The organism is Nostoc sp. DedSLP04 (assembly GCF_034530775.1).
GTDB lineage: Bacteria > Cyanobacteriota > Cyanobacteriia > Cyanobacteriales > Nostocaceae > Nostoc.
Map to the genome: position 1 here is coordinate 1 of NZ_JAVRCL010000053.1, position 13,822 is coordinate 13,822.

13 protein-coding genes are annotated in these 13,822 nt (G+C 40.4%); 8 read left to right on the forward strand and 5 right to left on the reverse strand.

What is annotated here, in order from left to right:
- Positions 1-309, forward strand: a 309-nt coding sequence (locus RMX89_RS25175; protein ID WP_322690868.1) for an ATP-binding protein, incomplete at its 5' end; no start/stop codon positions are given.
- A gap of 249 nt (positions 310-558) precedes the next feature.
- Here the strand turns inward: RMX89_RS25175 and RMX89_RS25180 are convergent.
- The 3 genes from RMX89_RS25180 to RMX89_RS25190 form a co-directional block, all read right to left on the reverse strand.
- A complete protein-coding gene (locus tag RMX89_RS25180; RefSeq protein WP_322684973.1) occupies positions 559-1,836 on the reverse strand; it encodes a dihydroorotase in 1,278 nt (425 codons plus the stop codon).
- Between the two features lie 265 nt (positions 1,837-2,101).
- Positions 2,102-3,466 carry a histidine phosphatase family protein gene (locus RMX89_RS25185; RefSeq protein ID WP_322672902.1) on the reverse strand — a complete coding sequence of 455 codons (1,365 nt, stop codon included), beginning with the start codon at positions 3,464-3,466 and terminating at the stop codon, positions 2,102-2,104.
- A gap of 274 nt (positions 3,467-3,740) precedes the next feature.
- Positions 3,741-3,929 (reverse strand): hypothetical protein, encoded by a 189-nt coding sequence (locus RMX89_RS25190; protein ID WP_322690869.1) that lies wholly within the window; start codon positions 3,927-3,929, stop codon positions 3,741-3,743.
- Between the two features lie 23 nt (positions 3,930-3,952).
- Here RMX89_RS25190 and RMX89_RS25195 point away from each other — a divergent pair, with 23 nt between their 5' ends.
- Positions 3,953-5,146 (forward strand): aminotransferase class V-fold PLP-dependent enzyme, encoded by a 1,194-nt coding sequence (locus RMX89_RS25195; RefSeq protein WP_322690870.1) that lies wholly within the window; start codon positions 3,953-3,955, stop codon positions 5,144-5,146.
- 78 nt (positions 5,147-5,224) lie between these two features.
- On the forward strand, positions 5,225-6,310 hold the full coding sequence (locus RMX89_RS25200; protein WP_322690871.1) for a glycosyl transferase: 1,086 nt from the start codon (positions 5,225-5,227) through the stop codon (positions 6,308-6,310).
- Positions 6,311-6,678: 368 nt separating this feature from the next.
- Here RMX89_RS25200 and RMX89_RS25205 read toward each other — a convergent pair whose 3' ends face one another.
- Positions 6,679-7,425, reverse strand: coding sequence for a class I SAM-dependent methyltransferase (locus RMX89_RS25205; protein WP_322690872.1), 747 nt, complete (start codon positions 7,423-7,425; stop codon positions 6,679-6,681).
- A 199-nt stretch (positions 7,426-7,624) separates the two neighbouring features.
- Here RMX89_RS25205 and RMX89_RS25210 point away from each other — a divergent pair, with 199 nt between their 5' ends.
- The 5 genes from RMX89_RS25210 to RMX89_RS25230 all read left to right on the forward strand — a co-directional run bounded on the left by RMX89_RS25210 (position 7,625) and on the right by RMX89_RS25230 (position 11,296).
- Positions 7,625-8,038, forward strand: a complete 414-nt coding sequence (locus RMX89_RS25210) for a secondary thiamine-phosphate synthase enzyme YjbQ (protein ID WP_322690873.1) — start codon at positions 7,625-7,627, stop codon at positions 8,036-8,038.
- A gap of 310 nt (positions 8,039-8,348) precedes the next feature.
- Entirely contained in the window at positions 8,349-9,098 is a 750-nt protein-coding gene (locus tag RMX89_RS25215; RefSeq protein WP_322690874.1) for a hypothetical protein, read from the forward strand.
- Positions 9,099-9,130: 32 nt separating this feature from the next.
- Positions 9,131-9,919 carry a Nif3-like dinuclear metal center hexameric protein gene (locus RMX89_RS25220; RefSeq protein ID WP_322690875.1) on the forward strand — a complete coding sequence of 263 codons (789 nt, stop codon included), beginning with the start codon at positions 9,131-9,133 and terminating at the stop codon, positions 9,917-9,919.
- A 271-nt stretch (positions 9,920-10,190) separates the two neighbouring features.
- Positions 10,191-10,409, forward strand: a complete 219-nt coding sequence (locus tag RMX89_RS25225; RefSeq protein ID WP_322672909.1) for a hypothetical protein — start codon at positions 10,191-10,193, stop codon at positions 10,407-10,409.
- A 575-nt stretch (positions 10,410-10,984) separates the two neighbouring features.
- Entirely contained in the window at positions 10,985-11,296 is a 312-nt protein-coding gene (locus tag RMX89_RS25230; RefSeq protein ID WP_012408115.1) for a DUF6679 family protein, read from the forward strand.
- A 99-nt stretch (positions 11,297-11,395) separates the two neighbouring features.
- On the opposite strand, the gene RMX89_RS25235 is transcribed toward RMX89_RS25230, so the two are convergent.
- Positions 11,396-13,063 (reverse strand): MBL fold metallo-hydrolase, encoded by a 1,668-nt coding sequence (locus RMX89_RS25235; protein ID WP_322690876.1) that lies wholly within the window; start codon positions 13,061-13,063, stop codon positions 11,396-11,398.
- Between the last annotated feature and the right edge of the window lie 759 nt (positions 13,064-13,822).

The window sequence follows — 13,822 nt, forward strand, 5'->3', positions numbered from 1 at the left end:
ATAATTTCAGTTATTTACTACTTGCTTATGTCGGAAAGTGACAGAAGAGGGGTATCAGAAGAAAAATTGAGTATTCTGATTGAAGAATTACTCGATAACTCTTTCAAATTTTCTTTACCAAGCAGCGAAATTCAAATTATAAGTAAGATAGAAGGTAGCAAATTTAATTTATATGTAATTGACAATGGCAAAGGAATGAAAATTGAAGAGATTAGTAAAATTGGAGCTTTTGTACAATTTAATCGAAAGTTATGGGAGCAACAAGGCTCTGGCTTAGGACTGGCTATTGTTCAACATATAGTTAAATGATATGGTGGTGAATTGACAATCGATAGCATTCCTGAGAAAGGAACTATTGTAAGTGTTAGTTTGCCTTGCTAGTACAGTACGGCGTAAATAAACCACCCATTCAAAACCAATGTAAATGCTTACGCTGTATTAATTTTGAATGCGTGAATTTTGAATTTTGAATTCCGCCTTGCAGTACTAGGGTGTACTTGCCAATATAATCACAATAAAATAGCCAAGTTATTATTCAGTGGTTTGAAGTGCGTTTTTTTAACACCAGATTTGCACAACATGACCTTTCAACTGTTGTCCTAACCAAGGTGTATTTTGTGAAAGTGTATAAAGACTTTTCCGTTCGACTTTCCAAGTTTGCTGGGGATCAAATAAAGTAAGTTCCGCTAGTTGATGAGGTACGATCGCACTTACTTTTTCCCCCAAACACTCTGCTGGATTGGTACTCAATGCCCGCCATAATTCTAAAGCTGTAAATTCCTCAGTTTCAACGAGATATTGCCATAAAAGAGGTAGTGCTAATTCTAAACCAATTGCTCCTGGAGGCGCTTCGGCAAAGGCTTGGACTTTTTCTTCGTAGCTGTAGGGTGTGTGATCGATCGCGATCGCATCGATTACACCCGCACGTACCCCTGTACGTAACGCCGCCATATCACTGGGATTACCTAAAGGCGGATCTAAATGCAAGCTGCTGTGATAACTCTTAACTGCTTTTGTATCAAGTAAAAGGTGCATCCAGGTGGTGCTGGCGGTGATGGGTAAACCAGCCGCTTTCGCTGAAGCAATTAATTCCACGCTGCGAGCTGTGGAAACACGCATGATATGAACTGGTGTGCCGATGGTTGCAACCAATTCAAGCATAGCTGCGATCGCAGTTGTTTCAGCGCTGGTGGGTATTGGGGGTAAACCAAAACGGAGAGCATTTGTCCCTTCTCTCATTACACCATTGGCTGTTAACTGGCGATCGCTAGGCCAAAATGCTACTGGTTTGCCCAAAGGCTGGAGATACTCTAACACTCGCTGCACCAGCGCCAAATTTTCTAAGGGCTTACCATCAGTAAAACCAACAACTCCAGCAGACGCTAAATCTGCCAATTCCGTCATCTGCTTCCCAGCAACATCTACGGTGATAGCACCCCAGATATGAAGCAGGGGAGACAAACTCTTCTCTGCCCCTCTGCCCCTCTGCCCCTCTGCTCTCTTGTGCTGCAATGCCACAAGCGCAGGGTTATCAATAACTGGGGATGTATCGGGTAAAATACTAACTCTAGTAAAGCCGCCAGCAGCAGCAGCTTGTAAGAAAGACAAGAGGGTTTCCCGTTCTTCAAAACCAGGTTCACCAGAGTGGCTGTACAAATCGACTAACCCAGGGCCGAGAACTAATCCCTGACAATCTCTGATTTGAGTATCGGAACTGATGTCAGAAATGTGCGAAGCCACTTCTCGGATATAACCATCAGCAATCAGTACATCAAAGAGTTCGTCAATTTCAGAAACAGGGTCAATTACTCGTACTTTTTGCAGCAGTTCAATCATAAAAGTTTTAGTTATGAGTTAGGAGTTAAGTAGGTAGGCATAATTAAACATAAAGTAAAATCCTAGTTCGTAGTGAGCGATTCATCGCTCAAAGAAAGGATTATAGGACTAAAGTCCTTACTACAAACTTTAATTTATTTACGTCTAGCTACTGATAAGTTATTTGTTTTTCAGTCATTGCTTCTAACTTTATTCCTCACTCCTTCTAACTCCTTCTTACTCAGAACTCAGCACGGGCTAAACGCCCCGCTGACGCTAACAGGACTCACAACGCTCCCGCTGCTGTTTTATCTAGTACACCTCCACCAAAGTGATAAGTGATATTCATTGCTTGCAGTACTGGTAAACCATCGATGCCAGCAGGGTAGTCGATAACACTGACTGCACCATTACCCTGACGAAAACTCCAGAAGTTTTCCAGCGATAAACCCAGAATGTGACAAAGCAAGGTTTTGTTAGTAGCGTCATGAGCTACTACTAATACAGTTTTGAATTGATTATTTGATGCTGCTTGCAGAATTGATTGCCAAGCTACAACGCTGCGCTCCCACACCTGTTGTAAATTTTCCCCTTCAGGCATTTGCACTTGCGTTGGTATCAGCCGCCATCGCTGCAATTCTCCTGGAAACTCTTGCTCTATCTCTGTTTCTAATTTTCCTTCCCAGAGACCATGACTGATTTCTCTTAAACCATCTTGCAATTCTAATTTTACATTCGGATGTTGTTTTAAGATAATCTCTGCTGTTTCTTTAGGGCGCAGCATTGTGCTACTGTAAGCATTATCAATCTCTACATCTTGAAGAAATTCGCTGGCTTTTTGTGACTGTTGTCTACCGTTGTCGTTGAGGGGGACATCAATTTGTCCTTGAAACCTGGTTTGGCGATTCCAGTCGGTTTCACCGTGACGCACTAGTAACAATCGTACTCCTTGATGATCCGGTCGCAATGAAGGTAGAGTTTCTCCGGTGTGTTGCGTCTGATTTAAGGATTCTAGCTGGACTGGTTCGCCCAATCCGCCAGCAAAATTTAATACGGTGATACCACAGTTAGATTGCTGTATTGAGTGGTAGCGACTGGGAGGGATTCCTAACGCTGTGCTAATCAAAGCGCGATTGATTCCGTTATGTCCCACTATGAGAATAGTTTCGCCTTGATGTTGAGACAAAATTTCTTGCCAAAACTGCCGTGCTTGTTCGTATAAAGCAAGAACGGGAAAATGTTCTCTTGTTCCTTCTGCATCATTAAGCAGCATCCGCAGTTCGTCGGGGTGTTGATGCCAAGTGCGGTAGTCTTCAGCAAATTTCTGCTTGACTTGGGCAGTCAGCAATCCTTCCCATAAAGGTAGGTCGATTTCTAATAGCAAATCAGAAACTTGAACTACAGCAGATTTTTTAGCATGAGTAGCTAACTCACTATGGATAATATCTGCTGTGTGTTTCGCTCGTTGTAAAGGACTACTGTAAATCGTATTAAATAAGATATTGCTGAGGGCTTTGCCTACTAGACTTGCATCCTTACGACCTTTTTCGGTTAATGTTGACGCATCAGTGCGTCCTTGGATGCGCCGCTCGGTGTTATAACCGCTTTGACCGTGGCGCACAATGATGACCTTTAAAGTTTTATTTTTCAAAAGCTTCAGCCTTATTTTTACAAAAAATACTCAATTAATGCTCAAATTAATTAATTAAGTGCATAGTTGCACATTAAAAGTATATATTTATACTTATTATCAGTGCTCAATATATGCTCAGATTTATCTTACTTCCTAATTACTCCAAGTAATACTCTGAGTTAAAATGACTCCTTACAGTACAAGCATTCTAGCCATCTTTGTCATCAGGGCATTCATTCTTATCTGTTAATAGTTCCATCCTTTGACTCTAGATGGTAGACTGGAGGCAATTCTAGACATGAATAGGGATATCGTGAGAGTCATTATTACTCACTATTGATAATAGACTGGGTGCGATCGCCGGAAATACGATCGAAGATGTAATCCATGAAGTCTTGTATCCAGCATTGCCAGTCGAGCGGATACCGTAACGTCGGCATGAGAAACGGTCAAAATACTTTTGAATATCAATAGCCTGCAAACAGCAGATATCCCTTGTAAATTATGACTAGTATTTCTGCATCACCAATCAAGCTGCATCGTCATCGAGAGCAATTTCCCGCTTTAGGGAATAAGGCTTATTTTAACTATGGAGGACAAGGGCCCATGCCCCAAAGGGCAATGGATGCGATCGCCCAAACTCAAGCTTATGTTCAGCAAATAGGCCCCTTTGGCAATGAGGCGTTTAGCTGGATAGCACCTCAAACTCAAGCCGCAAGAGTTGCGATCGCTTCGGAGTTAAATGCACCATCTGAAACAATTACTCTCACTCAAAATGTCACTGTTGGCTGTAATATCGCCATGTGGGGTATTGAATGGCGGGCTGGCGACCATCTACTGCTCTCAGACTGCGAACATCCAGGTGTAATTGCCACAGCACGAGAAATCTCGCGGAGATTCTCTGTAGAAGTTACCACTTGTCCCCTAAAAGCGACTTTAAATGAGGGCGACCCTGTAACCATCATTGCCCAGCACTTGCGCCCCAATACCCGCCTAGTAATATTGAGTCATGTTTTCTGGAATACCGGTCAAGTTTTACCTCTGGACAAAATTGCCGAAGTATGCAGAAATAATCATTCTGCACTATTAATAGATGCTGCCCAATCTGCTGGTTTATTGCCTTTAAACTTGACTGAATTGGGAGTAGATTTTTATGCTTTCACTGGTCATAAATGGTTATGTGGCCCTGCGGGTGCTGGCGGCTTGTATGTCCGGCCAGAAGCACGAGAAAGCCTAAAACCTACGTTTATTGGCTTGAATGGTGTTGTTGTAGATAGTCAATCTCAACCTGTGGATTGGCTTCCAGATGGGCGACGATACGAAGTGTCTACATTAGCTTATCCGTTGTATCTTGGGTTAAAGGAAGCGATCGCAATTCATCAACAATGGGGAACATCACAGGAACGTTATGAGCAAATTTGCCATAACAGCGAGTATCTTTGGCGACAAATGACGGCGTTACCTGATATTAAATGTTTGCGAACTTCCCCACCTGAAAGTGGTATAGTCTCTTTTCAACTTGCAAATAATCAGCCTCAAGCTCATTTGAAGTTGGTGCAATTTTTGGACTCACAAAAAATATTAACTCGGACAATTGCCGATCCTAGCTGTATACGTGCTAGCGTCCATTACTTTACTTTAGAATCGGAAATCGACCAATTGATTGGGGCGATTCAAAATTTTTGCAAAATTAATTAAAAGTTATCAGTTGTAAGTTAGCGTGTATAAATTATGATTTTAACTCCTAACTCCTAACTCCTAACTCCTAACTTAAAAATGGAACGCCCAATCTTATACTTAGCCATAACTAACCACGGCTTTGGTCATGCTACCCGCACGGCTTCTGTAGCTGCAACAATTCAAAAGTTATGTCCAGAAATTCTGCTAATTGTGGTGAGTACTGCCCCACGCTGGCTGTTAGAGTGCTATATAGAAGGCGATTTTATCTATCGTCCTCGTGCATTTGATTTGGGTGTGGTGCAAACTGATAGTTTGACAATGGATAAAGTCGCGACTTTAGAAAAGTTGCTCGATATTCAGAAGCATCAAAATTCGCTGATTGCTTCAGAAGTGAATTTTATCCGCCAAAATCGCGTCGATCTTATTTTGGCAGATATTCCCTTCCTCGCTCCTGGGTTTGCCAAAGCTGCAAATATTCCTTGCTGGATGATGAGTAACTTTGGTTGGGACTTTATCTACCGAGATTGGGGAGGCGAATTTACCGCAGTTGCAGATTGGATTAGTAATTTGTATTCAAAGTGCGATCGCCTGTTTCGTCTTCCTTTCCACGAACCAATGCCAGCCTTTAATAATATCACAGATGTCGGCTTAACAGGCGGTTCCCCCCGTCACTCTGCTGATGATTTACGTTCTCTTTGGGGAATAACTGCACCAGTCGAAAAAACCATTTTGTTAACCTTTGGTGGGTTGGGTTTACAGCAAATTCCTTATGATAACCTAAAGCGATTTCCAGATTGGCAATTTATAGTATTCGATCAATCTGCCCCTGATTTACCTAATTTAGTGAAAATTAATGACCGCAAATACCGCCCTGTAGATTTTATGCCTATTTGTGGCCGAGTCGTCTCTAAACCTGGTTATAGTACTTTTTCGGAAGCCGCAATACTAGGAGTACCAATTGTCACTATACCGCGTGAAGACTTTGCCGAAGCAACTTTTATAGTAGAAGGCATAGCTAATTATAATCACCATCAAATTATCACCCCATCTGATTTTTTTCAAGGGACTTGGAATTTTCTTTATGAGTTACCCCAACCTCCAAGGCAATCTCAACCAATTGCTAAGGATGGTAATGAAACTATAGCTCAAGCTGTTATCAATTATTGCCAGATTAAAAGATAGTAGATAATATTCCTCAGAATAGATGAGATTGGCTAATTACTAACAAAACTTATCCCCAGGGCAAACGCATCTTCTTTACTAATAAAAACTAAAAAAGATTTCAAAAGAATATAAATAATCCTAAAAGTTGCTATAATCTATATTTAAATGCATTCGGCCCTGGCTTTTACCCAAATTACGTACTTCTCAATTCTTGACTTCAATTACTAAAACTACTGCTATATCTACTTTATACATTTTCACTCTTTTATTAAAAAAAATATGACTAATGCGTAGCCATTAGTCATTATTTAAGTGAGTTTGCTCTGAGCGCTGAACAAATTTCACAAATTGCTGTGTTTGTAAGTTTTGGACAAAACAATTATTTGTTAACGTTTCTGGTAAATATGAAACTTTGACAGTAAAAAGTTTTTCATAAGTTTTTTATTCCCTTCTATGCCAATCTCTTCAAATCCAGACTGCTCCATCAATTCTTTTGTTTTATTGCTATCAAGAATTAACAAATCAGCAGTTGTATCGCTGATTATTTCACCATTGTTTTCTCTGATCCAGAGATACTGCTTCTTAACGCCTGTATCTGTTTTTGAAACTTTGACCTGATGGATTATATCTCCTGGTAATTTCTCTACCCTATCTATATGCATACCTTGAGCGCTCAGAACCAATAGACCATTCATTTTAAGATGTTCAGCGACACGCCTTAATGCTATTACATTATTTTCAATACTATTAATACTACTACATAGTAAGTATTCATTGTCGGTATTTATATCTAAAAAAAACCAAACGCCACTATTTGAATAAGCTAGATCAAAACTTTCTTCTAGTTGCATATTAAGAACATCAGATTCGACTAATTTAATTTTATTTCCCAGTCGTTTTTTTGCTACATCTAACATTTGTTTAGAAATATCAATTCCTGTTAAGTTACAATTCGGTTTTAGTTTTAAGACTCTTTCTGCTACTAGACCTGTACCTACTCCTATCTCTAGGATATTATTAGAGTCTCTAATTATAGGAAACAGAGCTCTAACAACCTCATCGTGGTACTCAGTGTAAATATATTGAAATAATAAATCATAATAGTTTGCTGGATTGTCGGCAAATATATTCATAAAACCCTCGTCAAAGTCGGCTCTTGAAGCAAAAAAATCTTATAGGTAGATATTAATTATACTAGACTTTAGACTATTAATTTTGAGCGTGGACACGATATTTTGATTAGATGCCAATTTTAATAATAGTTGAGTCGTGTGGCGATCGCCAGAACAAGTTGTTTAATATGCTTATAATACCTTAATTTCAGTATTCCACATGACTCACTATCAAAAGTTACTCAGAATTTCTACTACTGGCAAATCTTTTCAAAACATTACCGCAAAAATTGAAGCTATAGTTACAGAATCGGGAGTAGAAACCGGCCTTTGTACTTTATTTTTGCGCCACACTTCAGCTAGTTTAGTAATCCAAGAAAATGCCGATCCTGATGTACTTGTAGATTTAGCTAATTTTATGGCAAAACTTGTGCCAGAATCAGGCAAATACATTCATGATGCCGAAGGTTCCGATGATATGCCGGCACATATTCGTACTGCACTTACCCATACTTCTGAACATATACCTATTAATCGCGGCCACTTAGTACTAGGAACTTGGCAGGGAATTTATATTTGGGAACATCGTCAACGCAGTCATTCTAGAGAACTAGTTGTGCACATTTCTGCATAGCAAATTTCTTAAATTTAGAAATCGTAGTTAAATTCTATTAGGACTTACGCAAGTGTCCTATTTTTTTGTGCAGCTTGTCCAAAGTCAATAATCAATGATTCCAAAACCTTAACTTTTGGGAGACTATACTAAGTATTTTTACACTTTTGGGATGGAAAAATTCCTTTATTGATAATTAACTAGACATACACTGAGTATTTCATGTCAGTTTGTAAACTTAAAAGTTAAGTTTATTTATATAATTTTAATAACTTATTTACTCTAATATAAAATAATAGTTATGTAACCTGCTTGGGCTATTACTATTACTATGAAGCAAGAACTAACACCAACTAATACTTTTCAGATTATTGATGAAATACTTGCCCAGCAGTCTGTTAAATTATTGTCACTGAGTCCTAAAAAAATATTAATTACCAGCTTTGCAGAATTAGAAAATTTGATTGTGGAACAAAATAGTGACATTCAAATTATCACAAGTATTCAAAAAACTCTCGAAAGCATAGTCCGTACTCAATTGCAAAACTTCCCAGAAAACATCTTTTGGGATTTTGATTTTTTGGTAAGCAGTATGCTTAGGCAAGCTTTAAATGCAGAGGAGGGCGCTATTGCATTCTTAAAAACTTTTGGTGAAAAGATGGTTTGTCTAACAGAGATGTTCGGCAATAAAACAGAAATCCGCTTTCGTTATGTTCATGATTTCATGTATGGGTTTGAGTGGGCAAGATGGGTACAAAAAGAGCCACAAAAACGCGCACATATAGAGCCTTTTAGTCTGTTATTTTTAGATTATTTACTCATCAAAGGTAAGGAACTTTTACAACGTATTAAGCATGGTCAGGTCGTATCTTATAAACTGTGTGAGACGGGCTACCGCAACCCTTTCACTTTTTCTCGCGAACCAGAAGATGAATACCGTCTGCTAACTTATCTTGCTGAAGAACAACTTATTCCAGTAGCAGTATGGAACTGGAATGCTAGCCCTGTATGGAATAAACCTTTTCAGGAAATGCGGCAACAATTAGCATTAAAATTAAATATTCAACCACAGAGACGCTGATTAGTAATTAAAAATTGCTGAAGAAAATAATTATGAAAATTGCTGATTTAATTACTTGGTTTGAAGCATGGGCGAATCCTGCTTGGTGTGAAAGTTGGGATAATTGTGGCTGGCAAATTGAACCAGGAGTTTTGCAGGAAAAAACACGGGTTTTGGTGTGTTTGACACCGACTTTGGCGGTAATGCAAGAAGCGATCGCAGAAAATGCTAATCTGATATTTGCCCATCACCCCTTGATTTTTAATCCTCTCAAATCTTTACGTACTGGTGAAGCGATCGCTGAAATGGTACGGTTAGCATTTACCCACAATATTGGTATTTACACTGCTCACACGAATTTTGACCAAGTGCAAGATGGGACTGCTGACGTTTTAGCTCAGATTTTAAAACTCAAAGAAGTTACTCCCATAGAACTTACACAAGCAGGATTAGGATATGGTCGTGTTGGTTTGCTAGAACCATTTCTAACATTACAGGAATTACTCGCAACCATTCAAACCCGACTTTCTCCCCCTAATTTGATTTTTTCCCCAAGTGCTGATTTACAGGAAACGATTTCACGAGTTGCTGTTTTGGGTGGTTCGGGGGCTAGTTACATTTCAACCGTCGCCAAAACAGGTGCCCAAGCTTATCTAACTTCTGACTGTAAATTCCATCAGTTTCAAGAAAGCCGCGACCGCAATCTCATTTTAATCGATGCCGGACATTACGCTACCGAACGTCCCGCTTGCGATCGCTTAGTGCAAAAATTCCAATCTTTAAACTTACACTGGGTGCAATTAAGTCAAAAAGATGAAGATTTCCGCCAGTTTTTTGCTTGATTGCTGATGTCTCATTATATTTTGTCAATGCTTTTTGAAAAAGTTGTTGTATTTTTATTCTGTTAAAATATTCGGCTTTTCAACATTGATGCTGAAAATTCCTGTGCCCTTTTATCTGTGTAATATTAGAGTATCCAAAACTCATATTGTGATATCAATCACTGATTGAGCGTAATACTAATCACACAGTATTAATGTTTCATATCAATTAGTAAAAGAGGAAAATGTTCCACACTAGACCTAATAATTTGCTCATTCTGCCCTAATCAAGATGATTCGCACAATTATCGCATCTGCTTTCCAAACTGGATATCTGAGTGTTGAATCTGAGGGTTTACTCCAGCAGGTGCTAGCCACTAAATGCTATCAGCCAGAGGATTTGCCAGAACTCGCAACCCTATACGATGCAGTTCGCGTCGGAAAAATTAAACGAGAAGCATCCTCGTCAAACGTGCTTATAGAATTTCCTTTACCACATAAATCCTCCTAAACTTCTAGAGTAGAATTTTCTCATGGTCTTTTCCTTTACTCTTCCCTGACGCTGTTGCCTTTTTTCAGGTTTTTGCCTGAAAAACTCAAAACTATTTGGGTGTTGTTGTTGAAAAGCATCAAGGTCAGCAAGAGAATGAGTTAAGATCAGATACAAGTGGGTAAAAGTAAAGCCAAGTCCCCGGACTTCCCAGTAATGCCAATGATTAAAAGTAGGCAAATTAAACAACCGCAATCAACAATTGTTTTGGAGTATTCTTTATTACATAATGGTAAGAATGACTCAGCAGCAAATATGAACCTGGTTAGGACAGGTACCGAATTGTTTGACTTTTATAGAAGCAGACATTCCCTAGAATAAGCTGGAGGGAGATTGAGTTCATTGTTGGAGCAACCATTGATTTATGACCCAACATTATCCTGATATTTTGACAAATAGAAGCAAATCTTGGGATTGGGTTATGAAGCGCACTTGTTCTAAACGGTGAAATAAACCTCTTAAAGGTGTAATGTAATGGGGTAGAACCCAGATTTTGACAGGTTTAACTACGTTGTTTAAAAAGGCAGAAACAGTACATGCTACACCGCAAGATTTATCAACTGTGTTGCGATGGGCGCGAGGTATGTGTTTTCTTGCGGGACCAGCAACGCTGGATTGAACGCGCCCGCATCATAGACATAGAGGGAGATTTAGTGACCCTACGCTATGAAACAGAAGAAGAGGACGAAGTTTGTTCTTGGGAAGAAATGGTTCGCCTCGAGAGCATTGGTGCTGTAACGCAAAAATTGGCTTCAGTACCGCGCGGTAATGTAGAACCTCTGATGACTGAAGATTGTCCCGAAGCAGAGCGCATCCACAACCGTTACACTGACTCGAATCCAGAATAAATAGTCATTAGTCATTAGTCATTAGTCATTAGTCATTAGTCATTGGTCATTGGTCAAAAATGACAAAGGACAAAGGACAAAGGACAAAACAGCTAATGACTATTGGCTATCATTCAAGCCTCCAAAAGCAGGACAGTAACCTTCGAGAGTTACTTTAAAGTTATACAACGGGGAAGCTGGATTCCAACACCGCTGCCCCCTTTGATGTCGGCAAGTACCACAACAGTCTACATCTGTCCAGGTATAGCGATCGCTGTTCTGGTTGAGCAGTTCTCGTTGAGACAATCCCCTTAATACTAATTCTTCTCCTTGCCAACGAGCTTCGATTAAACCAGTATCAGCAAATTGCCGCCAACGCTGATCGGCAGTAATCACATTGGGTAGGGTGATTGTGATTACTGTTCCTAACTCTGTCAGTTCGCCTTCGTAGTTAGTCTCAGGTGCTGCTGGTTGTAAAAATGTGTCGCCGATGGGTAGTTCTACTAAGGTATCAGCCGCCGGAGAATGTACGTGGTAGCGGTTTTGCAACTCCTCTAAGCTAGTCAGGTCTGCCAAGTAAGCAGGAGAACCGTGGACAAAAACCACGTGCTGGGGTCGCAAATTATGAATTAGCTGCGTAGTACCAGGGCCATCGCTATGTTGAGCTAAGAGATAAGTTTCAAGAGTGGTGGGCGCTAAATATTCTTTGTTAACTTTTATATCAATTTTTTCTGGTAGGAGAATCAGCCAAGGCCCGGTGTCTAGTTGGCAGTGTTCGCCTAAATCAGATGTCGAGTCGGTGAGGACAATACAAGGTGACTTACCTACACTGGAACGATGTTCTGGTTGTAGACGACGCACGCGGGGACGTACCCGTTCATCCCAAAACAAAGGTTGATGGCGGGCGAAGTTCTGTACCGATGGGGGGAGATGGGGCAGCAGTTCAAGATATGCATCGCATCCAGTGGCGACAGCACCATCTACCCAGATATCTAAATCTCGTCCGGTGAAGTGGTGATGCGATCGCAAGAGCATTAATAATTCTTGACCTAATCCTAAAGCCGGGGTAGGAAGGATTACAGAACAATGGTCAGCGATCGCTCGATTAATTCGCTCGGCTAGTTGATTTTCTTGGTTGCGGCGGTGAGGATGACGGGATGTGCCATAACTACCTTCAATAATTAGCACATCCAAATCTAAACCCCGCAGTTCCTCTAAACGCAAACCTTCTACTAGTCGGGAGTTCGATAAGAAAAAGTCCCCTGTATACAGTAGCTTGTAAGTACGCTGCTGGGTGGTATAAGTCAGGAGAATTGCTACTGCTCCTGGTAAATGTCCTGCGGGAAATAATTCTGCCACCAAACCATCTTGGAATTCCACAGGCGATCGCAATGGCAAGGCATGACAAAATTGGGAAATTTTCTCAGGATCTTCATCTACCCAATTCAGCGGTAGTAACTTGCTAGTTACTTCACTACCATAAATCGGTAACTTGGGAAAAGCTGTATGCAGCGCCAGTAAGCCTTTGGCGTGATCTGGGTGAGCGTGACTAATCAAAACTAAATCTGCTGGTAGGGGCGAACTAGTTCCACGTCCCGATTTAGTAAGCCCCTTAACCAGCGATGAAATATCCTCAAAACCACAGTCTAATAGGATGCGGTGCGGGCCCATTTTCACCAACAAACACACGCCCTCATTGTCATGCTGGACGCTATAGGGCAAACATTCTAATTCACTACCCGTTTCCGCAGCATCTACGCGAGAGGATGCCGATAGATTATCCCTCATGCTCTCCTCCCCTCAAACCTCATCGTCATGGACATATCCCAAAAGCCAAAAGTTACACAAATTTTGGTTTTGTGACTTAGGGGTAAGTTTTATCATGCGCCCCTACACCCTGAGAATACAGATTTTTAATTGGGGAGGACGCCTGCACCGAACCCGCACTGGTTCAAAAAGGTGGGCTAACCAGAAGCTATCAAACTAGGAGCTACAGCAGTTTGCCTCTGGTTTCTTTTCCCTTTACAAGTTTTGAACGCTCTTAGCCAACTCACCCTCCGGGAAGTCGATCGAGCGTCTACAGATTTATCTCAATGTGCGGAGCCATTGCCATGATAATTATCTGAATCATAGAATCCATTCTTCGTGCCAAAAAATAAGCACGAAAGTGTAAATATAACTGTTAATCCAGCTAGAATCAGCTTTACATCCATTTGTCTGCTGCCCTTTACTCAAAGACTTTCCTATATTAATTTAGTGCTTCCGCAATCAAACGGAATCACTAGAAAATCTTTACTATGCTTATATGGATTGGGCAATAGGTAAATTTACCACAATCAGTCAAATTGTAGAACCTTTCGGTCAAGCTGTCTATCCATCTAGATGTAAAGCAATATGACAGCAGGAGCAATTTTCTACAGCCCGTAAAAATCTTCATCTAAAAATAGCATCTCCCAAACCGTACCGCTTGGCAATTAAAGAGTGCTAAAGGATTTCCAAGAAATAAATTATCCCAATAAACGTAGACGCATACCCCTACGGGGAAGC

Excerpts from the sequence above, each read along its gene's own strand:
- RMX89_RS25180 (WP_322684973.1), bottom strand. The coding sequence starts at position 1,836 with ATGATTGAACTGCTGCAAAAAGTACGAGTAATTGACCCTGTTTCTGAA.
- RMX89_RS25195 (WP_322690870.1), top strand. The coding sequence starts at position 3,953 with ATGACTAGTATTTCTGCATCACCAATCAAGCTGCATCGTCATCGAGAG.
- RMX89_RS25200 (WP_322690871.1), top strand. The coding sequence starts at position 5,225 with ATGGAACGCCCAATCTTATACTTAGCCATAACTAACCACGGCTTTGGT.
- RMX89_RS25205 (WP_322690872.1), bottom strand. The coding sequence starts at position 7,425 with ATGAATATATTTGCCGACAATCCAGCAAACTATTATGATTTATTATTT.
- RMX89_RS25210 (WP_322690873.1), top strand. The coding sequence starts at position 7,625 with ATGACTCACTATCAAAAGTTACTCAGAATTTCTACTACTGGCAAATCT.
- RMX89_RS25215 (WP_322690874.1), top strand. The coding sequence starts at position 8,349 with ATGAAGCAAGAACTAACACCAACTAATACTTTTCAGATTATTGATGAA.
- RMX89_RS25220 (WP_322690875.1), top strand. The coding sequence starts at position 9,131 with ATGAAAATTGCTGATTTAATTACTTGGTTTGAAGCATGGGCGAATCCT.
- RMX89_RS25225 (WP_322672909.1), top strand. The coding sequence starts at position 10,191 with ATGATTCGCACAATTATCGCATCTGCTTTCCAAACTGGATATCTGAGT.
- RMX89_RS25230 (WP_012408115.1), top strand. The coding sequence starts at position 10,985 with ATGCTACACCGCAAGATTTATCAACTGTGTTGCGATGGGCGCGAGGTA.
- RMX89_RS25235 (WP_322690876.1), bottom strand. The coding sequence starts at position 13,063 with ATGAGGGATAATCTATCGGCATCCTCTCGCGTAGATGCTGCGGAAACG.